Source organism: Streptomyces roseifaciens, assembly GCF_001445655.1.
Classification (GTDB): domain Bacteria; phylum Actinomycetota; class Actinomycetes; order Streptomycetales; family Streptomycetaceae; genus Streptomyces; species Streptomyces aureoversilis.
This window is the reverse complement of the sequence record NZ_LNBE01000002.1, coordinates 676,927-700,719: the sequence shown is the minus strand read 5'-3', so window position 1 is coordinate 700,719 and position 23,793 is coordinate 676,927. Positions and strand designations below refer to the sequence as shown.

Here is a 23,793-nt window from a genome sequence, read left to right as displayed (position 1 = left end):
CCGCGTCCCTGCGCGCGGTGGCGCGACCGCCACCGACCGGATGCTCCGCACCCTGCTGAGGCGCCGCAAGAAGTCCCTGAACATCGAGGACGTCACGGTCACCGACCGCCCCGAGGTCCGCCGCGCGGTGCTCGCCGCCGCACTCGGCAACATGATGGAGTGGTTCGACTTCGGGGTGTACGCCTATATGGCGGTCACCCTGGGCCGGGTCTTCTTCCCTTCCACCTCGCCCGGCGCACAGGTCGTCTCCGCCTTCGCCACCTTCGCGGCCGCCTTCCTCGTCCGGCCCCTCGGCGGCCTGGTCTTCGGCCCGCTCGGCGACCGCATCGGACGTCAGCGCGTGCTCGCCGCCACGATGATCATGATGGCGGTGAGCACGTTCGCCGTCGGTTTCCTGCCGGTCTACGCGACGGCCGGCTTCGTCGCCCCCGTCCTGCTCCTCATCTGCCGTCTGGTGCAGGGTTTCTCCACGGGCGGCGAGTACGCCGGAGCCACCACGTACATCGCCGAGTACGCGCCCGACACCCGCCGCGGATTCCTGGGCAGCTGGCTGGACTTCGGCACGTTCGTCGGTTACGCACTCGGCTCCGGTCTCGTGACCGTGCTCACCGCGGTCCTCGGCACCGACGGCATGACCGACTGGGGATGGCGCCTGCCCTTCCTCGTCGCCGGGCCCCTCGGGCTGATCGGTCTGTACATGCGGATACGGCTCGAAGAGACGCCCGCCTTCCGCGCGGAGACCGAGGCCGCCCGGGCGCGGACGCCGGGCGCCGCCTCCGGAACGGACTCCGAGGAGGAAGAGGCAGAGGAAAGGGACGAGGTCGAGCAGGCGCGCCAGTCCGGCCACGGGCGGCTCAAGGAGATCTTCACCAGGCACTGGGAGGCGGTGCTGATCTGCATGGGGCTGGTCGTCGTCTACAACGTCACCAGCTACATGGTCACCTCGTACCTGCCGACGTACATGACCGAGACGCTGAAGAAGGACGCCACCACCGCACAGCTGCTCATCCTCGGCACCATGGTCCTGGTGGCCCTCACCATCACCGTCGTGGGCCGCTCCTCCGACCTGTGGGGGCGCAGGCCCATGTTCATGGCCGGAAGCGCCGCCCTGATCGCCCTCGCTTACCCCTCGATGCTCCTGGTCCGCGCCGACGGGGCGCTCCTCCCGGCCTTCGGCTGCCTGATCCTCGGGCTGCTGCTGGTGTGCTTCGCGGGCACCGCCGCCGCGACCCTGCCGGCGCTCTTCCCGACCCGGCTGCGCTACGGGGCCCTGTCCGTCTCGTACAACATCTCCGTGTCGCTCTTCGGCGGCACCACTCCCCTGGCGGTCTCCGCCCTCCTCGAAACGACCCGCGACGTCATGATCCCCGCGTACTACCTGATGGCGGCGGGTGTGATCGGGCTCGTTTCGGCGTTCTTCCTCCACGAGACGGCGGGCAGGCCGCTGCGCGGCTCGGGGCCGATGGTGGAAACCCCGGAAGAGGCCCGGGTCCTGGTCGCCGACAGCCGGACCGAGGCCGGCCGCCGCGCCAGGGACATCTGGCTACGCCTGCGCCACCCGGGCCACCGGCATCACGAAGACCGGTGACCGACCCGGGCGGGGCGTTGCTCACCCAGCGCGGCTCCGAACGCGCGAAGCGCCGGGAAATAGAGCTCGTTCGCAGCCATGAGGAGATCCGCGAGAACCGCTCGCTCCGGCGTGCCTGCTACACAGAGCTCAACCGGGACGCCCGGCGAGCGCGGCCAACCAGGCCCTGAACAAGGTCTACGGGCAGGTCAAGCGTCTCGAACGCCGTGAGCCCGGGCCGGGCGAGACGCTGGACTCCGCGGCCCGGGCGCAGCACGAGGTCTGGGACCTGCTCCGAGTCATGAGGAACGCCATGCGGCACGACCTCGGGGTGTCGTCCGAGGGGTGACGGCTCGGGAACGGTCCGGGCCCTGGGGGCCGGACCGCCCCCGGCGGTCCGTCGTGCGTCCGTGCCTATCGCTTCGCCTGGCCGAGGCTCTCGCTCCGGTGGGCCCACAGGGTGGCCTGCGGGTCGACGTAGGGGGCGGCGCCGGCGGCGCGGTCCTGGTCGTGGCCGCAGCGCAGGCTGACCGTCGTGGCGCTTGTGCTGCTGAACGCGCCGTGGACGCTGACCGTGGTCACGAAGGTCCCGGTGCCGGCGCTGCCGGGGCCGGGGCTCCCGACGATCGTGCTCGCCCCGCCGATGTTGGTGTTGCCCGAGTACAGCATGCAGCGGGTGTAGTCACTGGGGCCCCAGCTGACCAGCGTCGCGTTGGCCGACAGCACCCACGACCCTGCGGGCACCGACTCCGAGACCACCGTCGTGTGCGCTCCGCCCGCGGTGCTGAGCTGCACCGCGGACGAGCTCTGTCTCACGACGTCCTGTCCGGTCGCGAGATTCGGCGCGGCCACCGCGGATCCTCCCGCCGTGCCCGCCGAAGCCGTCGCGCCCGTAAGAACTCCACCGGCCACCAGCACACCGGCGCCCAACCCCATCACCAACCGGGAAGACATCTTCATGTTCCTGGCTTCCTCTCGCAGAACCGGTGAGTCCTTGTGTGCCAAAGGATGCTGCCGGGGAGGGCGACTGGATAGGGCGAGTTCGGCCGTCCGGATCCGAGTCCGAGTCCGGATCCGAGTCTGAGTCCGAGTCCGGCCCGGGAGCCGGGCCCGGATATTCGGACGGCATTGCGCCGCTCTCGTTCAGAACCGGCGGTATCAGAACTGGCGGTATCAGAACTGGCGGTACATGAGATGCAGGCCCACCGGCCCGAGTTCGGGATGCATGAAGGCACCGGGAACGGTCCCGAGGACGGCGAAGTCCAGGCGCTTGTACAGGTCCACCGCGGAGTGGTTGGACTCGACCACGGCGTTGAACTGCATTCCCGCGTAGCCGCGCTCCTGTGCCCAGTCCACCGCGAACCGGCACAAGGCCCCGCCCACGCCCTTGCCCCGGGAGTCGGCCGCCACCATGAAACTGGCGGTGGACACGTGGGAGCCGGGGCCCGGCCGGTTCGGTCCCATCTTGGCGGTGCCGAGGACGCGTTCGCCCTCGACTGCGACGACGGTCAGCCCGGGCGCCTCCTCGATCCACATGCGGGCGTCCGCCTCGGTCATCCCGGGGTCGTAGACAAAGGTTTTCCGCTCCTGGACGACGTCCCGGATGATTCCCCACACCTGGGGCCAGTCGGATTCTGCGAATTCGCGGATGTGCATGGCCGTACGCTAGCGGGGCCGTCCAGGCCGGCAGCACGCGGAGGCGTCGTGAGAGGGTGCACCGGGCCGCGGTCGTCGGCATCGTGGACGACTTCGGCCGCTGCGTCGCCGGACGTCTGGTCGGTGATGTCGGCCACACGACGGCCAAGTACCCACGCTTGTACGGGACTTCGCCCGCTCGTGGACCCGTGCGGCCGGACCTGCCGGGACGACCGGGACGACCGGGCCCGCAGGCCGGCGCGCGGCCGTATCGCTCGCCCGCGGGGGACGGGCGGCGCACACGTGACCCTTGACGCGAACCTTCCGATAGTGAACGGATCGTTCCTGCGGTTGTTCGTACCCGATCGCTCCGTAAGGAGTCCACGATGCGATTACCGTTACCACCGCCGCGCGCCGAGGCCCGCCCCGGACCGCGCGGGTCGCGGCTGACGGCGGCCCTCACCGCTGCCCTGCTGGCGGCCGGGCTGCTGGTCGGCGCCGCCCCGGGGCCGGGCGGCTCCACGGCGCGGGCGGCCGACCGGCCGGCGAAGCCGGCTGCCTCGGCGTCCGACGGCAATCTGCCGTTCGCCACCTACAACATGCAGGGCTCCGACCACGGGCTGCGCTGGGGCGGCGAGGTCGGCCCCCTGACGATGCACCACAACGTGGTTGCGCTCCAGGAGGCGGGCAGCGGGCCGCCCGCCGAACCGCACCAGTCCCGCGGCACCGGTGAGTCGATCCCCATCCCCGGTCCGTTCCCGGCGGGCCTCCCGAGCGCGGTGAACCACACGCAGTGGGAGTACCGCCACCACCGCCGCCACGTGTACTTCCTCCAGACCGACCCTCAGCGCGACAGCACCACGGGACGGGACCGGTGGACCGGCGGCCGGGTCAATCTGGCGGTGGTCACGCACGCACGCGCGGACGAGGTCCGCGTCATCGAGAACCCGCTGTACAACCGGGACGAGCCCCGCAGCGAGTACCGGTACCGCCGCGCCCTCGGCCTCCGGTTCGGCAACACCGTCTATTACAACGTCCACGCGCGCGGCGCGGACGTCGCCCCTCTGCTCAGACGGATCCGTGCCGCCACCCGGGCCGGCGAGAACTGGGTCATGGTCGGCGACTTCAACCTCGACATCCGCAACCGCACCGACCGGCAGGCCCGGGAGCAGACCCTCCACCTGCGGGCCGACGAGCAACTGGCCCGGCCCGGCCGCTCCACCCACCAGCGGGGCGGCGAACTCGACTACGCGATCACGCACGGCACGCCCCGGTTCAACGCGGGCATCCCCGCGGGGCGCGGCTCGGACCACTATCCCGTCCAGTTCGAACCCGCCCCCACTCCGGTACCGGCCGCGCCCGACGGTCCGGTGCACAACTTCTCCACCGCCCTTGAGAACACCGCGACCGGGCAGGTCCTGGATGCTCCGGACACCGCCGGAGGCCGGGTCACCACCGGCCGGCAGCGGTACAACCTCCGTCAGCGGTTCCGTATGGACACCGTGCAGGGGCACTGGTACCGCTTCGCCCGCGGCAACAGCCCCCGAACCGCGTCCGGCGCCCTCGCCGCCCGCGCCGACGGCGAGCTGTGCCCCGGCGTCAACCCGTTCCTCCCGCTGTCCGTCATCATGCTGCCGTGCAACGCGCCCGGGGCCCAGTGGCGCCCCGAGGACCCTGGCGCGCCCGGCGGCCCGCTGCGCTGGCGCAACTCCCGCCACCCGGAACTGTGCCTGACCGGTGGGAGTAACGGGGCGGTCGCGGCCCTCGCGTGCGGTGACAGCCCCGCCCAGCAGTGGTGGGACAACTCCCGCGCGGTGGACGAGCGTGCCTGGGAGGACGAGGAGAAGCGGGTCCAGCTGCGCGCGTACAACGGCCTCTTCCTGGACAACTTCAGCGGGCCCGGCCACGACGGCACGCCGCTGACCACCCGCCGGCGCAACATCGGGGTCATCACCCAGCGATGGGACATCCGGTACGCCGGCAGCGGCGACAACCTCGTCCGGCTCAAGGGACACGGCAGCGGAAGGTGCGTCGGCCTCCTGAACGAGGAGCGGCCCCGTCCCGGTGACCGTTCCGTGCTGCACGGCTGCACCGACCGCGGCAGCAAGATCGATGGCGCGGGCCACCGCTGGCAGGTGGAGACCTACGCCGACGGCAGCCTCCGCTTCCGCAACGAGGCCGCGCACATGTGCCTGGTGGCACCGCTGCGGGAGACGGGCTACGTCACGATGGACACGTGCAGCGACGACGCCCGTCAACGCTGGACGATCGTGCCGTGACTCCGTAGCCGCGTGGCGAACCGGGCCTGAGCCGGGCGGCGTGCGCCGCCCGGCTCAGGCCCGGGACCGGTACGGGTCCTCCCGTATCAGCCGAAGAAGACCGAGGAGATGTCGTCGTCGAAGCCGATGGCGGCGAGGTCGGCGACGTCGCCGTCGACGACCTTGGACTTACCGGTGCAGTTGCGCCCGGACCAGATCTTCAGGCTGCCCTGAGCCTGGAGGGAGGAGGCCACGTTGTCCCGGGCCACGTTCTGGCAGCCCTTGCCGGCCAGGCCCTGGGAGGGGTCGCCGAAGTTGCGGTTGTCGAAGAGGACGACGCTGGTGGCGGGCTTGGCCTGCGAACTGCCACTGCCACTACCGCTGCCGCTGCCCGTGCCCCCACCCGCGCCGCCGCCGGCCTTCTTGCCGTCGGGAGTGACGCCGAACCACGTGCCCCCGACACCCTGACCCTTGGTGTCGCCGGGCTTGGTGTCCTTGCTGAAGCGGTAGACGGGCCAGCCTCCGACGGTGACCTGAAGGGTGCCGTCGTCCCGCTTGACGGTGCCGACCTTCGATTTGTCGACGCCGTCGAGGAAGATCCTGCCGCCCTTGGCGACGACGACCGGCGGCCAGGTGACGGCGCAGTCGCCGTTGCAGGTGGACTTCGACGGGTTCGCGGTGTCCTTGTCGAAGCGGTAGAGGGTGAAGCCTGCGCCGTTGACCACGACCGGGTTCAGGCTGCCCGCCTTGGACGCGGAGAGCTGCACCCAGCGTTGCGCCTCGGGCTTCGTGGCGGGCTTTCCGGGCTCGTTCGCCCAGTCCCCGGTCATGGGCCGGGCGTTGTTCTTCTTCGCCGTACCGCTGAGGAAGTTCAGCGCCTGCCCGTCGGGCTGGGCGTCGGCGTTCGACCCCGCCGGGGCGGCGGCACCGGCGGAGGCCGAAGTGGCCGGCGCCGAGGAGTCCTTGCCGTCACCGCCTCCTCCGCAGGCGGTGAGCAGCAGGGCTCCGGCGGCGGCCGACGACACGATCGCTGCAGTGCTCTTGCGGAACATAGAAGATCCCCCCAGCTGTGGGCCCCGGGTTCCCTCCCGGGGCCGTCTCCCCCCTGTACGGAACCCGTTCCGCGAAGACCTCAGCCGGTTACCGTTCCGATACACAACGTGGACGATGTAACAGCGCGATCAGCCGACGCCGGCACGGTGGTGCCCGTCCTCAGCGATCGAGCACGGCCCGCAGCGCCTGCTCGACCGTACCGGGGCCGCCCTCGGAGGCACTGCACCAGGCGACGATGCCGTCGGGCCGGACGAGGACCGCTCCGGATGCGGTGACCCCGTGCGCACCGGCCCAGTCCCCGTCGAGGGCGGGGACCACCCGCGACGGGGACGCCGAGGCGCTGTCCCCCGATGGGGGGGCATGACGTGCGCCGCGTCGGCGACCAGGTGCACCCGGCCCGGCGCACGTATGCCGGCGCCGAGTTCGGCGGCCCGCGCCGCCGGCAGCGGCTCGGCCCCCTCCTGGCTCACCATGCCGGTGGGGGCGGGCGAGAAGGGGCCGACGTCGGGCATGGCCTCGGTGATGCTGTGGAGGACGCGCCCGGTGACGCTCTCGGCGATGACGATGGCCATCTCAAGCCGCCCCGCAGGAGCCGCGGCGAGGAACTCCAGGAGATCTTCGCCGGCTTCGGCGAGGAGGTGGCCGCCGTCCTGGGCGACTACGGCGACGAGCAGCTCACCTTCCTGCGCGAGGTCGTCCAGCGGGCCGCCGCACGGATCACCGCGGACACCCGGAACCGAATGCCCGCGTCCGGGGGCCGGGCCCTTGCCGCGGCTCGCGATCCGCCCGAAAGTCGGACCAACCGCCGACCCGAGGAGAGCGCGATGAAGTGCCCCCGCACGCCCGCAGCCAGGACCGGAACACGGTGCGCGAGACCCGCGGCAGGGCGGTGACGACCGTGTTACGCATCCACTTCACGAGCGAGGACCTGCGCAACGTCACCGTGGCCGGCGCCTTCGCCCCTTCTGGGAGGTGCTGCTCAGCCTGCACATGGTGCAGGAGCGCGGGAGCGGGCCCCTGGCCCTGGGCGAATGGCGCCGCCGCGTCCGCTCCGCCACGGGACGATCGGTCTCCCTGCGCCTGCTGACCGAACTGGCCCGGCCCTGGGGCTATTCGCCCGACTTCCTCACGCCCGGCCGGGGCGACGCCGGATTCGAGACGCAACTGGACCGGGTCCTCTCCACGCCCCGCAGCCGGCTGCGCGCCGAGTTCTCGACCCTGGCCGGGGAGAGTCCCGCCACGACCTGGACGCGGGCGCTCGGCGACGGGGAGCCCGCCGCGCTGCGCCGGCTCGGCGGCGCCCTGAGCACGTATCACCGCATCGCCCTCGCCCCGTACGAGGGCGCCATGCGGGCACGGGTCGAGGCCGACCGCGCCCGGCAGGCGGCGGCGCTGCTCGACGGGGGCGTCGACCGCCTGCCGGCCCGCCTCCACCCCCGGGTCGAGTGGCGGGCCCCCGTGCTCCACATGCCCGTCTACGCCGACCAGGACGTCCACCTCGACGGCCGCGGCCTCGTCCTGGTCCCGTCGTACTTCTGCCGCATCCAGCCCATCGCCCTGCTGGACGCCGACCAGCCGCCCGTCCTCGTCCACCCGCTGCCGCACCTCCTGCGTCCCCTCCTCCCCGACCCCGCCGACGACACGGAGGGACGGCCTCCGGCGGAGCCCGTCGTCGCACTGCTCGGCAGGACGAGGGCGGCCGTCCTGGAGGCCGCTGCGATCAGCGCCGGGACCACGTCCGAACTGGCGCGGCGCGTCGGCGTGGCCCCGCCCGTCGTCAGCCGTCAGACGGCGGTGCTGAGAGAAGCGGGGCTGCTGGACTCGGCCCGCCACGGAGGGACGGTGGTGCACCGCGCCACCGCGCTCGGCATCGCCCTGCTCAACGGTGAACTCCCCGGCTGAGCACGCCCGATGCCCTGCCCGGCACGCGCCTCACCTGCGGATTTGCCGTGGGAGGCAAAGGCTGGAAAGAGCGCGGGCGGTGCGTGACAGCGGGGACGACTCCGATGCGGAGATCCAGATGAAGGTGGGCTGGGTCAACCGGCAGAAGGTCGTCTGGGCGAAGATCGTGGGTGCGTCCGTCGGCGACGGTGTGTCCCTGCGGTGGTCCGACAACAACGGGAGCAGCTACTGGCGGTGCGGCAGGCCCGCGGACAAGGGCTACGCCACCATCACCAGCGGCGGCGACCCTGCTGGGACTGGCCACGGCCACGACCCCGGCCTCGGCCTCGGCCTCGGCAGCACCGTCACCGTCGTCCGACCAGCCGTCGTCGCTGTCGGTGCTCGTGAGCACCGACCGCGCCACCAAGCACTACCAATGCGCCAGGCTGACCTGCCACCCGCACCCCCGCGCCCTGTGGAAGGGAGCGAACCTCGACGTCGAGTGCTACGTGCGCAGCCAGTCGGTGGGGGAACCACCGTGTGGTACCGGGGCTGGTCCAACGCGGCTGAAGCCTGGTCGCACGGCTATGTGCCCGGCGCGCACCTGAACATACGCAGCCACCCGAAGCCGGGCGTGCCCGTCTGCTGACCCGCCTGCCGACCCCTCGGTTCCCGGCTCTGCCCGCAGCAGATCCCCTTGGTGCCCGGCGCACGCGGTGCTTGAGTGACCGCATGGAGATCTTGGTACTGGGCGGGACCGCATGGCTGGGCCGGGAAGTATCGCGGCAGGCGCTCCGGCGCGGCCACCGGGTGACGTGTCTCGCGCGCGGCGAGAGCGGGCAAGTGGCGGACGGGGCGGTGCTGGTGGCCGCGGACCGGAGCGACCCTTCGGCGTACGATCCGCTGCTCGACCGCGAGTGGGACGCGGTCGTCGAGGTGTCGTGGCAGCCCCGCTTCGTCCGCGAGGCGCTCCGGGCCCTGGGCGGCAGGGCGAAGCACTGGGCCTACGTGTCCTCGGCCAGCGCCTACGCCTCCCACGGCCTGCCGGGCGCGGACGAGTCCGCGGAGCTGCTGGCCCCGACCGACCGGGACGAGGTCGGCCGCGAACTGTACGGCGAGGCGAAGTCCGCCTGCGAGCAGGCGTCGACGGCCGCGGTGGGCGACCGCCTCCTCATCGCGCGCGCCGGCCTCATCGGCGGCCCGGGTGATCCGAGCGGGCGCTGCGGCTACTGGGTGGCCCGCGCGGCGCGCGATCCGCACGGCCCGATGCTGGTTCCGGACACGCCCGCCATGCCGACGCAGGTGATCGACGTACGGGACCTCGCCGCCTGGCTGCTCGACGCCGCGGAGGCGGGAACCACCGGCACGTACAACGCCGTCGGGCCGGTCCTCCCGTTCGAGGAGTGGATCGAGATGTCCCGCAGCGCGGGCGGGCACACGGGGCCGTTGGTCCGCGCCGACTCGGCCTGGCTGCTCGCCAACGGCGTGGCCGAGTACATGGGGCCGGAGTCGCTGCCGATGTGGCACGTCGAGCCGGGGTGGGAAGGGTGGTCGGCCCGGGACGGCGCCGCGGCCCTCGCCGCCGGGCTGCGCCACCGCCCACGGACGGAGCTGCTGGCGGACACGCTGGTGTGGGAGCGCGAGCAGGGGCTGGACCGGGAACGGCGGGCCGGTCTCAGCGCCGGGCGCGAGCGCGAACTGCTCGACGCCCTCGGCTGAGGCCGCAACCCGGCGGTGCGGCACGTCCCTTGAGCCGGCCGGGATCGCACCGGATGCCCGTCAGGCCCCACCGTCCACCACTCTTTCGGGTGGACGGTGTCCCCGGCCGGCGTGACGGGTCCATGCCCGGGCAGGGACCGCCGAGTCGTGGTTCGACTCCGCACATCCGCCACCGGAGGTTTGCCATGCCCCTGAGCTTGCGCCGCACCGACTCCGCCACGGGCACCCGCAACGACGGCATGGTGCCGGCATGAGCCAGGCCATGGTCCCGGACCGCGGCGACCGCGCCGCCCTCCCGTGGCGCCGCCGCCCGCCGGTACTCCTGGCCGTCGCCGTCGCCCGGGTGCTCGTCCTGCTGCCGCCGCGCCGCATCCGCCGCGTCCTGACCGCCGCCCGCAACGGGGCGGCGCCGGCCACCGCCGAACAGGCCCTCGCCGCCCGTCAGGCGGTCACCGCGCTCAGCCTGCGCTGCGCCGGAGAAGGCTGCCTGCAGCGCTCGGTCGCCACCGCGCTGCTGTGCCGGATGCGGGGCGTCTGGCCGGACTGGTGCACGGGGGTGCGTACCAGTCCGTTCCGTGCGCACGCGTGGGTGGAGGTGGACGGCCGGCCGGTCGGCGAAGCCCACCAGGCCCCGGGGTACTACCACCGCCTCATGGCCGTTCCGGCGCGGGAACCGCGGGCCTGACGGTGCGGCACCGCGCCGTCCTCGGAAGCCGTTCTCCAAAGCCGTCCCCGAAAGGGGCGCAAAGGAGTTGTTCGCGCGCCGGGCGCACACTGCCGCGCACCGAGCGGCCGCCGTTTGTCGGACTACCGGACGGAAAGAACTCGACTCGCCCCTGCACCTGATCACCGAGGGAGAGCCCATGAAGGCCACCGTCCGACGCGTCCTGACAGCCTTCGCCGCCACCGCCCTGCTCACCGCCGGGTCGGCGGCACTGGCAGCACCTGCACACGCCGAAATCCACTCCTCCATCCTGGGGGGTGTGGCCGGTGTGAATGCGAACGGCACCTTGGCCGTCTCCCTCCTGGGCCAGGACGTCCTCGTACTCCCGAACCTCCTCTCCCCGACCGTCTGACCCGGAGCGGATCGAGGCCGAGGGCGCGGCCCGGCGGGCCGCCGTCCTACCGCCCGTCGGCGACCGGCCGGTACGTGGTCACCTGCACACCCGCGCTGCTGGTGACCGCCGAGACCAGTTCCAGCGTCTGCTGTGCACCGTCCTCGGGGAAGAGCGACTTGCCGCCGCCGAGGAGCACCGGCATGATCATGAGGCGGAGTTCGTCGACGAGGCCCTCGCTCAGGAGGGTGCGCACGAGCGTGGGGCTCCCCATGACCAGCAAGTCGCCGCCCTCCTTCCCGCGCAGCTCCCGGATCCGGGCGACGGCCTCGCCGCCGGGGATGCGCGTGGTCTTGTCCCAGGTCAGGTCGGCGTCGTTCAGCGTCTCGGACACCACGTACTTGGGGATGGCGTTCATCCGGTCGGCGAACGGGTCCCCGGCCCGCTCGGGCCACGCCGCGGCCATCGTCTGCCAGGTGCGGCGGCCGAACAGCAGCGCCTCGGCCTTGGTCAGCGCGTCGTCGAACGCGCCGCCCACCGTCTCCGGGTCGAAGAACGGATGCGACCACCCGCCGTGGGCGAACCCGCCGTCGGTGTCCTCCTCGGGGCCGCCGGGGGCCTGCACAACGCCGTCCAGGCTCATGAACTCACTGACCACGATGCGCACGGGACTTGCTCCTCTACCTCGCTCCAAGGGTCACGACACGCACTCACCCCGCGCCGTCGGAACGATCGTCGCACCGACCACTGACAACGCCCCGGGCGACAGGCGGACGACGCGCACCACGTCTCCGCCGCGGCCGCCCGCGACCACGTCGATGCGCACACCCGACGCCGGATCGGTGAAGGACTCGCCCGGGGCGTGGGCCCGGGTTCTCACGACGCGGACGGGTCCCTCGCCGGTGGGGGTGGCGGAGTCGACCTCGTAGATGAGGACGCCGGTCGAGGGCGAGCCCTCGTCGTTGCCCTCGGCGCGCCGGGACTCGGCGACGTAGGCCTTCGTCGGGCCCGTGCGCACCACCGCGATCTTGGTGCCTCCCGGCCGCTCGACCGGGGTCAGCCGGACCGTGCGCCGGCCGGGGGCGGCGAGGCAGGCGACCTGGTCGTCCCGCGTCCAGCCGAGCTTCCAGGAGTGCCAGCCGAGGTACTGCGGGGCGGTGCCGGCGATGTTGCCCATGAGGTCCCAGCCGCCGACGTGGCGGTGGGTCCCGCCCGTGAAGGCGTAGAGGTCGGGCAGGCCGAAGACGTGGCCGGTCTCGTGGGCGGCGACCTTGTGCCCCCAGCGCCACATGTCCTGCCCGAAGGTGACGGCCCATCGGATGCGGGTGCCGTCGGCCGTGACGCCGGGCGTGGCGGGGTCGAAGAGGTAGGTCGGGGAGAAGGAGATCGCGGACGCTTCTCTCGCGGGGACGACGTACACCATGTCGTAGCGGGAGAAGTCCGCGTACGGGTCGGCGGCCGTCACCGCGTCGCGGAGGTAGCGCTCGTGGGCCTCGAAGGTGAGGCCGCGCTGGAAGCCGTAGGAGGTGGAGGGCGCCGGCATCCGGATCCAGCGGTGCAGCGGCGTGATCTGCAGCCGCGTCCGCCCGTAGGAGGCCTTGCGCAGCCAGTCGGCGGCGGGGGCGAGGTGGGCGGCGTACGGGGCGGTGGGGCCGGTGGCCTGTGCGTCGGGGAAGTCGGCGAACAGGGTCAGGACGCGGTGCGTGCCGGTGGCGCGCCGGAAGCGGACGGGGTCGGTGTCGTGGCCCTCGTCCGTCCAGCCCGTCGTGCCCTTGAGCGCACAGCCGCGCGCGGACGGGGGCCGGGCGGGGGACGCCCAGGCCGTCGCGGGGACCGCCAGGCAGCCGGCGAGGGCCGCCGCGATCAGGGGTGAGGTGCGCATGTCGCCCTCCTTCTCGCGCGCGCCGAAGCCGCCGGCTTCCCGCGCGCGGTCATGAGTCCTTGTCGCTGCTGCCCTTCGCCCACAGGGAGCGCACGTGTCCGAGGTGCCGTGCCATGCACTGCTCGGCGCCCTCGGCGTCGCCGGCCAGCATCAGGTCGAGCAGTTCGAGGTGTTCCTCGGCGGAGGGGATGAGTTCGCCGCGCCGGTCGAGCGCGGTCAGCCCGTACAGGCGCGAGCGCTTGCGCAGGTCGCCGACGGTCTCGACGAGGCGTTCGTTGCCGGAGAGGGCCAGCAGGGTGAGGTGGAACTGCCGGTCGGCCTCCAGGTAGCCGATGAGGTCGTGGTCGCGGGCGGCGCGCACGATCTCCTCGGCGACCGGGCGGAGGGCTTCGAGGTCCTCGCGGGCGGCGGTGCGCGTGACGCGGCCGGTCGTGGGGACCTCGATGAGCGTGCGGATCTCGGTGTACTGGTCCAGGTCGCGCTCGTTGACCTCGGTCACCCGGAACCCCTTGTTGCGGACCGGCTCGACCAGGCCCTCGCGGGCGAGGTCGAGCATGGCCTCGCGCACCGGGGTCGCGGAGATGCCGAAGTCCTCCGCGAGCTGCGGCGCGGAGTAGACCTCGCCGGGGTGGAGTTCGCCGGAGATCAGCGCGGCCCGCAAGGCGTGGGCGACCTGGTCGCGCAGCCGCTCGGTGGCGGTGATGAGAGTGCGCTGCTTGAGGTGGCCCATGGTCCCGTGTCCCTTCGTCGCCGGTGCGGCGGCCGAGGTCCGGCAGCCGCGTCCGCGGTACGTGCACAGCCGCGCTCCCCGGCTGGTCCGTACCTGGGCGGACCAACGAGCGTACAATGTCACATCTTTCTCAGGGAGCGAGGGTGTAGGTCCGGCTGGAGGTGTAGAACTCCAGCGCCGCGCGCCCCTGCTCGCGAGGGCCGTGCCCGGAGGCCTTGGTGCCGCCGAACGGCAGGTGGAAGTCGACGCCCGTGGAAGGGGCGTTGACACGGATCATGCCCGTGTCGAGGCCGTCGAGACCGTGCAGCGCCGCTTCGAGCCCGCCGGTGTGGACCGAGGTGACCAGGCCGTACGGAACGGAGTTGCTGATCCGTACGGCGTGCGGCAGGTCGTCCGCGGGCAGCAGGGCGGCGACGGGGGCGAAGACCTCCTCGGTGAGCAGCCGGTGACCGGCCGGGACCTTTTCTGCCACGGTGGGCGCCGCGTACCAGCCGGGGCCTTCCGGGGCGGTGCCCGCGGCCAGGACGGAGGCGCCGGAGAGGGCCTGGTCGAAGCGGCCCCGGGCCCGGGCCGAGATGAGGGGGCCGCACACGGTGGCCGGGTCGGCCGGGTCGCCCACCGGCAGGGCGCGCAGGGCTTCGGCGAGGGCCTCGCGCAGGGGATCCAGGGCCGCGCCGACGGCGATCACCCGGCTGGTCGCCGTGCACTTCTGCCCGGCGTATCCGGCGACGGCCGCGGCGATGTGGGCCGCTGCCCGCCCGATGTCGGCGTCGGGCAGGACGATCGCCGCGTTGAGCCCGCCCGTCTCGGCCTGGACCGGGATGCCCCGGGCGGTGGCGGCGCGGGTGACCACGGCGCCGACGGCGGTGGAGCCGGTGAAGGAGACGGCGTCGGCGGTCGCGAGGACGGCGTTCCCCTCGGTCGCACCGCCGGGCACGACCGTGAACACCGCGGCGGGCAGCGCCTGCCGGACGAGCTCGGCGAGGCGCAGGGCGCACGCGGTGGCCTCGGGCGCGGGCTTGAGGACGACCGTGTTGCCCGCGGCCAGCGCGGGCGCGGCCTTCCAGGACGGGATGGCGAAGGGGAAGTTCCAGGGCGTGATGAGGCCGGCGACGCCGTGCGGGCGGCGCCGGGTCAGCAGCAGGCCGGGGCCGCCGGCCGTCTCGTGGACGGCGCCGGTGGGCTCGTAGGGCGCCTGGGCGTAGTACCGCCAGATCGCGGCCGTGCGGGCCACCTCGGCCCGCGCCTCGGCGAGGGGCTTGCCCACCTCGCGCACGGCGAGGGCGGCGAGTTCGCCGGCCGCGGCCTCGACCGCCGCGGCGACGGCGGAGAGCGCGGAGGAGCGGGCGGCGGCACCGGCCTGCAGCCAGCCGGGCTGGGCGGCACGGGCCTGCTCGACGGCCTCGGCGGCGCCGGAGGCACCGGACGCGGGCACGTCGCAGACGACGTCGGACGGGTCGGCCGGGTTGTGCGAGGCGAAGGAGGTCGGGGCGGCGGTCACAGGAGGAAACCTCCGGGGAAGGGGTCGTCCGGGTCGAGGAAGTACTGGGCGGTGCCGGTGATCCAGGCGCGGCCGGTGATGGCGGGCACGACCGCCGGCACTCCGCCGACCTGCGTCTCCCCCACCAGGCGGCCGGTGAACCGCGTGCCGATGAAGGACTCGTTGACGAAGTCCCTGTCGAGCGGGAGCGCGCCGCGGGCGTGCAGCTGTGCCATCCGGGCGGAGGTGCCCGTGCCGCAGGGGGAACGGTCGAACCAGCCGGGGTGGATGGCCATGGCGTGCCGGGAGTGGCGGGCGTCCGAGCCGGGGGCCGCGAGGTAGACGTGCTTGAGGCCGTTGATCTCGGGGTGTTCGGGGTGGACGGGCCGGTCCGGCGAGGCGTTGACCGCCTCCATGACGGCGAGCCCGGCGGCGAGCAGGTCGTCCTTGCGTGCCCGGTCGAAGGGCAGCCCCAGGGCGTCGAGTTCGACGAAGGCGTAGAAGTTGCCGCCGAAGGCGAGGTCGTAGGTGACCGTCCCGTGGCCGGGGACGTCGGCCTTGCGGTCGAGACCGACGCTGAAGGAGGGCACGTTGACGAGCGTGACGGACTTGGCCGCGCCGTCCTCGACCTGGACGTCGACGGTGATCAGACCGGACGGGGTGTCGAGGCGCACGGTGGTCACCGGTTCGCTGACCGGCACCATGCCCGTCTCGACGAGCACGGTGGCGACCCCGATGGTGCCGTGCCCGCACATCGGCAGCACCCCGGAGACCTCGATGTAGAGGACCCCGTAGTCGGCGTCGGGCCGGGTGGGGGGCTGCAGGATCGCGCCGCTCATCGAGGCGTGGCCGCGCGGCTCGTACATCAGGAGCGTGCGCAGGTGGTCCATGTGCTCGATGAAGTGGAGCCGGCGCTCGGCCATGGTGGCGCCGGGGATCACGCCGACGCCACCGGTGATGACGCGCGTGGGCATGCCCTCGGTGTGCGAGTCGACGGCATGGAAGACATGACGGGTACGCACGGATGTCCTTTCTTTCGGCAGGGGGATACGGCTGGAAGGAAAGCCCGGAGGCGGGCGGGGTCAGTGGTGTCCGTCGGCGACGGCCTTCTCCGTGGCGGCGCGCACCGCGGCCTCGGTCTCGCCGGTGAGCGGCAGGCGCGGCGGGCGGGTGGGCCCGCCGTGGTGGCCGGTGATGTCCATGGAGAGCTTGATGGCCTGCACGAACTCGGTCTTCGAGTCCCAGCGCAGGAGCGGGTGCAGCGAGCGGTAGAGGGGCAGCGCCGTCTGGAGGTCCCCGGCGACGGCGGCGCGGTAGAGCGCGGCGCAGGTGGCGGGGAAGGCGTTGGGGTAGCCCGCGATCCAGCCGACGGCACCCGCGGTGGCGAGTTCGAGGAGGACGTCGTCCGCGCCGATCAGCAGGTCGAGTTCGGGGGCGAGTTCGGCGATCTCGTAGGCGCGCCGGACGTCGCCGGTGAACTCCTTGACGGCCACGATGCTGCCGTCGGCGTGCAGCCGGGCCAGCAGGGCCGGGGTCAGGTCGACCTTCGTGTCGATGGGGTTGTTGTAGGCGACGACCGGTATCCCGGCCGCGGCGACCTCCGTGTAGTGGGCGCGGACGGCCTGTTCGCCGGCGCGGTAGGCGTTCGGCGGCAGCAGCAGGACGGAGCCGCAGCCCGCCTCGGCGGCCTGCTCGGCCCAGTGGCGCGCCTCGGCGCTGCCGTACGCGGCGACGCCGGGCATCACCCGCGCCCCGTCCCCGGCCGCCTCGACGGCGGTGCGCACGACGCGGGCGCGCTCCTGCGGGGTGAGGGTCTGGTATTCGCCGAGGGAGCCGTTGGGGACGACGCCGTCGCACCCGTTCTCGACGAGCCGGCGGACGTGTTCGGCGTAGGCGTCGTAGTCGACGGAGAGGTCCGGGCGCAGCGGGAGGGTGGTGGCGACCATGATGCCGCGCCAGGGGCGGTCGGGGGTCCAGGAGGAGGCGGTCATACCGGTAACCCTTCTATGGCGTTCTATGGCGTGGGACGTGTACGAGCGCGGGTGGGGCGGTGGTTCAGGCGTCTCCGGGTTCCTCGGGTCCGGCGGCGAGGGAGCCCAGCGGTACGGGCACGGCGAGCGGCCTGCGCTCGGCGGACGGCGGTACGGTCCCCTGCGCCGTACCGGACGCCGCGAGGCAGGCCACGGCCGCGCCGCACATCCGGCCCTGGCACCAGCCCATGCCGGCCCGGGTGAGGAGCTTGACGGTCCGGGCGTCCCGGGCGCCGAATTCGGTGACGGCCTCGCGGATGCTTCCGGCGGTCACCTCCTCGCAGCGGCAGACGTCGGTGTCGTCGTCGAGCCACGCGGTCCAGCCGGGGCCGGGTGCGTGGGCGGCGGCCATGGCGTCGGCGAAGGCGCGCATGCGGTCGCGGCGCCGGGCCAGGTCCCGTACGCGCCGGCTCCGGGTGAGCGCGGGGAGCGCCCGCAGCCGGGCGGCCACCGCGATGCCCGCCAGCTCGCCCTCGACGCGGGCGAGTTGCCAGCCGCCGGTCCCGCCGGCCTCGCCGGCGGCCCACAGGCCGGGCACCGAGGTCTCCTGGAGGCCGTCCAGGACGAGGGCGTGCGTGCCGTCGGGCGTGCGCCGGGTCTCGCAGCCGAGGCCGGTGGCGAGCTCGGTCTGCGGTGCGAGCCCGTGGCCCACGGCCAGGGCGTCGCAGGCGATGCGGCGGCCCGTGCCGGGCACGGGCCGCCAGTCGCGGTCGAGCCGGGAGACGGTGACGGCCTCGACGCGGTCGGTGCCGTGCACCTCGGTGACCGCGCTGCGGGTGTGCAGCGGGATGCGGTGGCGCACGAGTGCCGTGCCGTGGACGGCGGCTTCGAGGAGCTTGTGGGGGTTGGCCGCCAGGGCGCCCGGCCTGCGGGCGTAGCCGAGGTAGCCGGACGCCTCGGCCACCGCGGGGACGCGGGCGCCGGCGGCGGCGAGCGAGGAGGCGACGGCGAGCAGGAGCGGACCGCTGCCCGCCACGACGATCCGCTGCCCGGGCAGGACGAGCCCGGACTTCAGCATGGCCTGGGCGCCACCGGCCCCGACGACGCCGGGCAGGGTCCACCCGGGGAAGGGCAGCTGCCGCTCGCCCGCGCCGGTGGCGAAGAGCACGGCGCGGGCGTGCAGGCGCACGGGGCGCTCGCGTTCGCCGCTGAAGCTCGCTTCGGTGCGGCCTTCGCAGCTTCTTCCGGTGCCGCTGCTGCGGGTACCCGAAACGTCGTCGCTCCCGGTGCCGGAGACGGCTGCGCCCGCCCCGCCGCTGCCGGAGGCCGCACCGCCCGCGCGTCCCGCGTTCGCGCCGCCCTCCTCGCCCACGAGCGCGTGCACGCTCCACACTTCCTCGTCCCGCCGCGTGACGGCCCACACGTGGTGCCCGGCCAAGTGCGCGGCGCCGCTCACCTCGAAGCGCCCGCGCAGCTCGGTGAAGGCGGCCCAGTCGTGGTGGAGGGCCTGCGGGTGCGCGGCGCCCAGGCCCGGGGCGGGGTGACGGAAGTACTGGCCGCCTACCTGCGCGGCGGCGTCCAGGACGGCGACGGACAGGCCGAGCCGGGCAGCGGTGGCGGCCCCGGCGAGGCCGGCGGGTCCCGCGCCGATCACGGCGAGGTCGTACGGTTCAGACGGCGAGCCCGGCACGGCCGTGTCCTTCCTGGGTGGTGATCGCGTCCCCGGGCCGGGCGGGCACCAGGCAGGCCCGGCGGTTGGGCTCGCCGTTGACGGTGGCGAGGCAGTCGTAGCACTGCCCGATGCCGCAGAAGGCCCCGCGCGGGCGGCCGCCGTACCGGGTGGTGCGCCAGGCGAGGATGCCCGCCGCCCACAGGGCGGCGGCCACGGACTGGCCGGGCAGGGCGGTGACCGTACGGCCGTCGAAGGTGATCTCGAAGGGCGGGTCGGGCTCCGCCCTGACCAGGTCGGCGGGGGTACGGGCCACGTGCGGGCCTCCTCTCGGGACGGTGCGGGGCAACGGGCGGACGCGGGAAGGGGGGTCAGGCGGCCCGGGGTTCAGGCGGCCGGGGGTTCAGGCGGCCGGGGCGAAGCGGCCGGGGCGGAACGGGCCGAGGTCGAGCGGGGGTTCGCCGCCCGTCAGCTGCCGGGCGACGGCCAGGCCGGTGGCGGGGGCGAGCCCGATCCCCGCGCCTTCGTGGCCGCAGGCGTGCAGCAGCCCGGGGACGCGGGGGTCGGGGCCGATGGCGGGCAGGTGGTCGGGCAGGTACGGGCGGAATCCGGCGTACGTGCGCAGGGCCCGTACTCCGGCCAGCACCGGGAACAGGGCCGTGGCCTGGGCGGCGAGGCGCCGGAGCACCTCCACCGACAGGGTGCGGTCGAAGCCGACCCGTTCGCGGCTGGCGCCGATCAGGACCGGGCCCGCCGGGGTGCCCTCGACCACCGCGGAGGTCTGCAGCTCCGCCGAGCCGCTGGCCACGTCGGCGACGTAGTCGGCCGCGTAGACCTTGTGCCGCACCACGCGCGGCAGCGGTTCGGTGACGAGCACGAAGCCCCGGCGGGGCAGTACGGGCAGGTGCCCGCCGGCGAGCCGGGCCACCTCGCCACCCCAGGTGCCGGCGGCGTTGACGACGAAGGGGGCGTGCAGCTCGCCGGCCGCCGTACGCACGCCCCGCACCTCTCCGTCCGCACCGGTGAGGACGGCGGTGACCTCCTCTCCGGTACGGACCCGGGCGCCGGAGGCGCGCAGCAGGTGGGCGGCGGCGAGGGCGGGCTGGACCTGGGCGTCCTGCGGATAGCGGAAGCCGCCTCCGAGGCCGGGGGCCAGGTGCGGCTCCACGTCGTGCAGCCGGTCGGCCGGGATCTCCTCGGCCGTGACGCCCGCCCCGGCCTGCGCGGCGGCGAACTTCCGCAGCGCGGCCATGGCGGCGGCGTCGGAGGCGACGACGAGGCCGCCCTTGGCCTCGTACTCGATCCGGGCCGGGAGCTCCTGGGCCAGCTCGTGCCACAACCGCGTGGAGAGCAGGGCCAGTTCGAGCTCCGGTCCGGGTTCCTTGTCGGAGACCAGGAGGTTTCCCTCTCCGGCGCCCGTGGTCCCGCCGGCGACGGGGCCGCGGTCGACCACGGTGACGGAGAGGCCGCTGCGGGCGGCGTAGTAGGCGCAGGCGGCGCCGACCACACCCGCTCCGACGACGATGACGTCCGAGGAGGAGTTGCTCATGAGCACGTCAGTAATATTTCACATTGCACTGCGTGCTGCCAAGAGCCGGTCCGTACCTTGTGGTTGACGATTCCCCGATCCTCCGGGGGAGTTCGCCTATCCCTCGAGGAGCTCGCCCATCCACGCCTCGACCGCGTCGGGCGTGCGGGGCAGCGCGTGCGACATCAGCCGGGCCCCGTCGGCCGTGATGACCAGGTCGTCCTCGATCCGCACGCCGATGCCGCGCAGTTCGGCCGGCAGCGTCTCGTCGTCGGGCTGGAGGTAGAGCCCCGGCTCGACGGTGAGGACCTGCCCCTCCTCCAGGACGCCGTCGAGGTAGGCGTCCGCCCGCGCCTGGGCGCAGTCGTGGACGTCCAGGCCGAGCATGTGGCCGCTGCTGCACAGGGTGTACCGGCGGTGGAAATCGCCCTCGGCGCTCTTGAGCACGCCCCACTCGGCGAGCCCCTCGGCGATGACCCGCATGCCGGCCCGGTGGAAGTCGCGGAAGCTCGCCCCCGGTTTGAGGGCGGCCATGCCCGCGTCCTGGGCGGCGAGGACGAGTTCGTAGACCTGCCGCTGCACGGGCGAGAAGCATCCGGACAGCGGCAGGGTGCGGGTGATGTCGGAGGTGTAGAGGGTGTCCGTCTCGACACCCGCGTCCAGCAGGAGGAGTTCGCGGGGGTCGAGCCGGCCGTCGTTGCGTATCCAGTGCAGGACGCACGCGTGCGCGCCGGAGGCCGCGATGGTCTCGTAGCCGGGGCCGTTGCCCTCGGCGCGGGCGCGCAGGCCGAAGACGCCCTCGATCCACCGCTCGCCGCGCGGGTGGGCGAGGGCGCGGGGCAGCGCCCGCACGACGTCCTCGAAGCCGGCGGCGGTGTGGTCCACGGCCAGCTGCAGCTGCTCGACCTCCCACGCGTCCTTGACCAGGCGCAGTTCGCTCAGGGCGGCGGCGAGTTCGTCGTCGCCGGACGCGTCGCGGCCCGGCGGCAGCCGGTCGTAGTCCTCCCGGTGCGCGCAGCGGATGCCGGTCATGCGCTCGGCCTCGGCGAGGTCGGGGCGGCGGCCGACCCAGAACTCGCCGTAGCGCCGGTCGCGGTAGAACTCCGCACCGGCGCGCGGCGACCGCGGCCGCACGTACAGCACCGCCTCGTGCCAGTGCGGGCCGTCGGGCTCCAGGACCAGCACGTGACCGGCCTGGTCCTCGCCGGTCAGTCCGGTCAGCCAGGCGTAGGCGCTGTGCGGGCGGAAGCGGTAATCGCAGTCGTTGGAGCGGACCTTGAACTCGCCCGCGGGCACGATCAGCCGCTCGCCGGGAAAGCGTGCCGACAGCTTCGCGCGGCGCGCCGCGGCGAGGTCCGCCACGGGCAGCCGGATGTCGGCGGGCAGCGGTGTCGCCGCCCAGCCGTTCGCCATGAACGCCTCGAACTCGGCCGAAACCGGCAGGTCGTGACTGACCGTACGGATCGCGGCAACTGCGGGTTCCTGCACGGGACTCCTCCTCGGACACAGGTGGGTAACGGAGCGACTGACGCCTTGTCAGTGCAATTTCACATTACTATGTTACGGGTCACATTTCAGCCGTCCGGCTGTTCGACTGTTCACGGAGTGACCACTGATGAACAAGCGCACGTGTACTGCCATGGCCGCGATGCTGGCGGCCTCCCTCGCCCTGGGGACGGCCGGGTGTTCCGGCGGGAAGCGGTCGGCCGGAGGCAAGGACGGCGGAAGGAACCCCGCCGCCCACGAGGGCAAGGCGATCGGCGGCACCCCGCAGAAGGGCGGCACGCTGACGGTGCTGTCCAACCAGGACTTCACCCACCTCGACCCGGCCCGCAACTGGGTCATGAACGACATGGACTTCGGGACCCGGCTGCTCTACCGCACCCTGGTCACGTACAAGGCCTCGCCCGGAGCGCAGGGCGGCGAACTGGTCCCCGACCTCGCCACCGACCTGGGCTCGCCGTCCGCCGACGCCAGGACGTGGACGTTCCACCTCAAGCCGGGCGTGAAGTACGAGGACGGCTCACCCGTCACCGCGCAGGACGTCAAGTACAACGTCGAGCGGTCCTTCTCCCCCGACCTGCCCGGCGGCGCCGACTACGCCGCCCGCTACCTCGTGGGCGCCGAGGGCTACCGGGGCCCCGCCCAGGGCAAGCACCTCGACTCCATCAGGACGCCGGACGACCGCACCATCGTCTTCGAACTGCGCAAGCCGTTCGCCGAGTTCCCCAACGCCACGGTCATGCCCACCTTCGCGCCCGTACCGCAGGCGCAGGACAAGGGCCCGCAGTACGACAACCGGCCGTTCTCCTCCGGCCCGTACAAAGTCGACTCCTACGCGCGCGGCAAGAAGCTCGTCCTCGTCCGCAACGAGCACTGGGACCCCGCGACGGACGAAGTCCGCAAGGCGTACCCGGACAAGCTGGTCGTCATGATGGGCCTGAAGGCCAACCAGATCGACGACCGGCTGATAGCGAGCCAGGGCGCGGACGCCTCCGCCGTCTCCTGGGGCGCCCTGCGGCCGGAGAGCGCCGCGAAGGTCCTGCCCGACGCCGGGGTGCGGGAGCGGCTGCTCGCCGAGTCCACCAACTGCACCGACATGGTCCAGATGCACACCGGCAGAGCGCCCTTCGACAACGCCAAGGTCCGGCAGGCCGTGCAGTACGCCCTCGACCGGGACGCCGTCCTCACCTCCTCCGGCGGCCCCGCCTTCAACGACCTGTCGACCGCCTACATGCCGGCGACCCTCTTCGGCGGCAAGCAGCCCGACACCCTCAAGATCCCCGCGACGGGCGACACGGAGAAGGCCGAGCAGCTGCTGAAGGAGGCCGGCAAGCCCGACGGCTTCTCGACGAAGATCACCGCGTCGGTCGGCGACAAGGGCCGGGCCGAGGCCATCCAGCAGGCCCTGGCCCGGGCCGGCATCAAGGTCACCATCGAGACCGTGGACCCGTCCGCTTTCTACGCCACCATCGGCGACACCGGGAACCGCACCGACATGGTCTACACCGGCTGGTGCCCCGACTACCCCTCCGGCTCCACCTTCCTGCCCTTCGTCTTCGACGGCCGCTTCATCAAGGAGAAGGGCAACTCCGGCAACCACTCCCTCTTCCGCGACGACGCGACGATGAAGCGGATGGACGCGATCGCCGCCATGACCGACGCCAAGGAGGCCGCCGGGGCCTGGCAGCAGCTCGACGGGCGGATCCTCGCCCAGGCTCCGGCCGTCCCGGTGCTCGTCCGGCGGTGGCCGCTGGTCCTGGGCACCAACATCGCGGGCGCGTACGGGCACACCTCCTTCGGCGGACAGATCGACTACGCCACGGTCGGCCTCAAGGACCCCGCCAAGAGCCGGGACTGAGGGCC

23 protein-coding genes are annotated in these 23,793 nt (G+C 73.4%); 9 read left to right on the top strand and 14 right to left on the bottom strand.

Annotated features, from left to right (window positions below):
- The first annotated feature begins 40 nt into the window (after window positions 1–40).
- Window positions 41–1,588, top strand: a complete 1,548-nt coding sequence (proP, locus tag AS857_RS04675) for a glycine betaine/L-proline transporter ProP (protein ID WP_107105513.1) — start codon at window positions 41–43, stop codon at window positions 1,586–1,588.
- 393 nt (window positions 1,589–1,981) lie between these two features.
- Here the strand turns inward: proP and AS857_RS04670 are convergent, their stop codons facing one another.
- Both AS857_RS04670 and AS857_RS04665 read right to left on the bottom strand, forming a co-directional pair.
- Entirely contained in the window at window positions 1,982–2,419 is a 438-nt protein-coding gene (locus AS857_RS04670; protein ID WP_058041812.1) for a hypothetical protein, read from the bottom strand.
- Between the two features lie 321 nt (window positions 2,420–2,740).
- Window positions 2,741–3,223: a GNAT family N-acetyltransferase gene (locus AS857_RS04665; protein ID WP_058041811.1), complete on the bottom strand. Its 483-nt coding sequence runs from the start codon at window positions 3,221–3,223 to the stop codon at window positions 2,741–2,743.
- A gap of 365 nt (window positions 3,224–3,588) precedes the next feature.
- Between AS857_RS04665 and AS857_RS04660 the strand changes: the two genes are divergently transcribed.
- Window positions 3,589–5,481, top strand: a complete 1,893-nt coding sequence (locus AS857_RS04660; RefSeq protein ID WP_058041810.1) for an endonuclease/exonuclease/phosphatase family protein — start codon at window positions 3,589–3,591, stop codon at window positions 5,479–5,481.
- An 86-nt stretch (window positions 5,482–5,567) separates the two neighbouring features.
- On the opposite strand, the gene AS857_RS04655 is transcribed toward AS857_RS04660, so the two are convergent.
- Together AS857_RS04655 and AS857_RS39795 are read right to left on the bottom strand one after the other, a co-directional pair.
- Entirely contained in the window at window positions 5,568–6,512 is a 945-nt protein-coding gene (locus tag AS857_RS04655; RefSeq protein WP_058041809.1) for a hypothetical protein, read from the bottom strand.
- Between the two features lie 160 nt (window positions 6,513–6,672).
- Window positions 6,673–6,831 carry an aromatic-ring hydroxylase C-terminal domain-containing protein gene (locus AS857_RS39795; RefSeq protein WP_160330177.1) on the bottom strand — a complete coding sequence of 53 codons (159 nt, stop codon included), beginning with the start codon at window positions 6,829–6,831 and terminating at the stop codon, window positions 6,673–6,675.
- A gap of 32 nt (window positions 6,832–6,863) precedes the next feature.
- On the opposite strand from AS857_RS39795, the gene AS857_RS04650 reads away from it, so the two are divergent.
- The 6 genes from AS857_RS04650 (at window position 6,864) to AS857_RS04630 (ending at window position 11,189) form a co-directional block, all read left to right on the top strand.
- Window positions 6,864–7,406 carry a hypothetical protein gene (locus tag AS857_RS04650; protein WP_058041808.1) on the top strand — a complete coding sequence of 181 codons (543 nt, stop codon included), beginning with the start codon at window positions 6,864–6,866 and terminating at the stop codon, window positions 7,404–7,406.
- A 79-nt stretch (window positions 7,407–7,485) separates the two neighbouring features.
- Window positions 7,486–8,415, top strand: coding sequence for an ArsR/SmtB family transcription factor (locus tag AS857_RS04645; protein WP_245699577.1), 930 nt, complete (start codon window positions 7,486–7,488; stop codon window positions 8,413–8,415).
- 79 nt (window positions 8,416–8,494) lie between these two features.
- Entirely contained in the window at window positions 8,495–9,043 is a 549-nt protein-coding gene (locus tag AS857_RS39415; protein ID WP_144440716.1) for a hypothetical protein, read from the top strand.
- 83 nt (window positions 9,044–9,126) lie between these two features.
- Complete coding sequence (locus tag AS857_RS04640) at window positions 9,127–10,113, top strand: NAD-dependent epimerase/dehydratase family protein (RefSeq protein WP_058041807.1); 987 nt, start codon at window positions 9,127–9,129, stop codon at window positions 10,111–10,113.
- Window positions 10,114–10,363: 250 nt separating this feature from the next.
- Window positions 10,364–10,798, top strand: a complete 435-nt coding sequence (locus tag AS857_RS04635) for a lasso peptide biosynthesis B2 protein (protein ID WP_079110062.1) — start codon at window positions 10,364–10,366, stop codon at window positions 10,796–10,798.
- A 178-nt stretch (window positions 10,799–10,976) separates the two neighbouring features.
- Window positions 10,977–11,189, top strand: coding sequence for a hypothetical protein (locus AS857_RS04630; protein ID WP_058041805.1), 213 nt, complete (start codon window positions 10,977–10,979; stop codon window positions 11,187–11,189).
- 46 nt (window positions 11,190–11,235) lie between these two features.
- Here the strand turns inward: AS857_RS04630 and AS857_RS04625 are convergent, their stop codons facing one another.
- The 10 genes from AS857_RS04625 to AS857_RS04580 form a co-directional block, all read right to left on the bottom strand.
- The gene (locus AS857_RS04625) at window positions 11,236–11,835 is read right to left on the bottom strand and encodes a dihydrofolate reductase family protein (protein ID WP_058041804.1); all 600 of its coding nucleotides are present in this window, start codon (window positions 11,833–11,835) and stop codon (window positions 11,236–11,238) included.
- A 30-nt stretch (window positions 11,836–11,865) separates the two neighbouring features.
- Window positions 11,866–13,050: a M6 family metalloprotease domain-containing protein gene (locus AS857_RS04620; RefSeq protein ID WP_058041803.1), complete on the bottom strand. Its 1,185-nt coding sequence runs from the start codon at window positions 13,048–13,050 to the stop codon at window positions 11,866–11,868.
- Between the two features lie 49 nt (window positions 13,051–13,099).
- Entirely contained in the window at window positions 13,100–13,780 is a 681-nt protein-coding gene (locus tag AS857_RS04615; protein ID WP_058041802.1) for a GntR family transcriptional regulator, read from the bottom strand.
- A gap of 130 nt (window positions 13,781–13,910) precedes the next feature.
- Window positions 13,911–15,281, bottom strand: a complete 1,371-nt coding sequence (locus AS857_RS04610) for an aldehyde dehydrogenase family protein (RefSeq protein ID WP_058041801.1) — start codon at window positions 15,279–15,281, stop codon at window positions 13,911–13,913.
- Window positions 15,278–16,282 (bottom strand): proline racemase family protein, encoded by a 1,005-nt coding sequence (locus AS857_RS04605; RefSeq protein WP_058041800.1) that lies wholly within the window; start codon window positions 16,280–16,282, stop codon window positions 15,278–15,280. Before AS857_RS04605 ends, AS857_RS04610 begins: the two co-directional genes overlap by 4 nt.
- 60 nt (window positions 16,283–16,342) lie before the next feature.
- Window positions 16,343–17,251 (bottom strand): dihydrodipicolinate synthase family protein, encoded by a 909-nt coding sequence (locus tag AS857_RS04600; protein ID WP_058041799.1) that lies wholly within the window; start codon window positions 17,249–17,251, stop codon window positions 16,343–16,345.
- A gap of 64 nt (window positions 17,252–17,315) precedes the next feature.
- Window positions 17,316–18,920, bottom strand: coding sequence for an FAD-dependent oxidoreductase (locus AS857_RS04595; RefSeq protein WP_058041798.1), 1,605 nt, complete (start codon window positions 18,918–18,920; stop codon window positions 17,316–17,318).
- On the bottom strand, window positions 18,901–19,215 hold the full coding sequence (locus AS857_RS04590) for a (2Fe-2S)-binding protein (protein ID WP_058041797.1): 315 nt from the start codon (window positions 19,213–19,215) through the stop codon (window positions 18,901–18,903). The genes AS857_RS04595 and AS857_RS04590 overlap by 20 nt, the downstream gene beginning before the upstream one ends.
- 87 nt (window positions 19,216–19,302) lie before the next feature.
- Window positions 19,303–20,448: an NAD(P)/FAD-dependent oxidoreductase gene (locus AS857_RS04585; protein WP_058041796.1), complete on the bottom strand. Its 1,146-nt coding sequence runs from the start codon at window positions 20,446–20,448 to the stop codon at window positions 19,303–19,305.
- A gap of 96 nt (window positions 20,449–20,544) precedes the next feature.
- Window positions 20,545–21,915 carry an aminopeptidase P family protein gene (locus tag AS857_RS04580; protein ID WP_058041795.1) on the bottom strand — a complete coding sequence of 457 codons (1,371 nt, stop codon included), beginning with the start codon at window positions 21,913–21,915 and terminating at the stop codon, window positions 20,545–20,547.
- Between the two features lie 127 nt (window positions 21,916–22,042).
- Between AS857_RS04580 and AS857_RS04575 the strand changes: the two genes are divergently transcribed.
- Window positions 22,043–23,788: an ABC transporter substrate-binding protein gene (locus tag AS857_RS04575; protein ID WP_079110060.1), complete on the top strand. Its 1,746-nt coding sequence runs from the start codon at window positions 22,043–22,045 to the stop codon at window positions 23,786–23,788.
- Window positions 23,789–23,793: the final 5 nt, after the last annotated feature.

Coding starts and splice junctions, on each gene's coding strand:
- proP (WP_107105513.1), top strand. CDS start 41: ATGCTCCGCACCCTGCTGAGGCGCCGCAAGAAGTCCCTGAACATCGAG.
- AS857_RS04665 (WP_058041811.1), bottom strand. CDS start 3,223: ATGCACATCCGCGAATTCGCAGAATCCGACTGGCCCCAGGTGTGGGGA.
- AS857_RS04660 (WP_058041810.1), top strand. CDS start 3,589: ATGCGATTACCGTTACCACCGCCGCGCGCCGAGGCCCGCCCCGGACCG.
- AS857_RS04655 (WP_058041809.1), bottom strand. CDS start 6,512: ATGTTCCGCAAGAGCACTGCAGCGATCGTGTCGTCGGCCGCCGCCGGA.
- AS857_RS04650 (WP_058041808.1), top strand. CDS start 6,864: ATGGGGGGGCATGACGTGCGCCGCGTCGGCGACCAGGTGCACCCGGCC.
- AS857_RS04640 (WP_058041807.1), top strand. CDS start 9,127: ATGGAGATCTTGGTACTGGGCGGGACCGCATGGCTGGGCCGGGAAGTA.
- AS857_RS04635 (WP_079110062.1), top strand. CDS start 10,364: ATGAGCCAGGCCATGGTCCCGGACCGCGGCGACCGCGCCGCCCTCCCG.
- AS857_RS04630 (WP_058041805.1), top strand. CDS start 10,977: ATGAAGGCCACCGTCCGACGCGTCCTGACAGCCTTCGCCGCCACCGCC.
- AS857_RS04620 (WP_058041803.1), bottom strand. CDS start 13,050: ATGCGCACCTCACCCCTGATCGCGGCGGCCCTCGCCGGCTGCCTGGCG.
- AS857_RS04615 (WP_058041802.1), bottom strand. CDS start 13,780: ATGGGCCACCTCAAGCAGCGCACTCTCATCACCGCCACCGAGCGGCTG.
- AS857_RS04600 (WP_058041799.1), bottom strand. CDS start 17,251: ATGACCGCCTCCTCCTGGACCCCCGACCGCCCCTGGCGCGGCATCATG.
- AS857_RS04585 (WP_058041796.1), bottom strand. CDS start 20,448: ATGAGCAACTCCTCCTCGGACGTCATCGTCGTCGGAGCGGGTGTGGTC.
- AS857_RS04575 (WP_079110060.1), top strand. CDS start 22,043: ATGAACAAGCGCACGTGTACTGCCATGGCCGCGATGCTGGCGGCCTCC.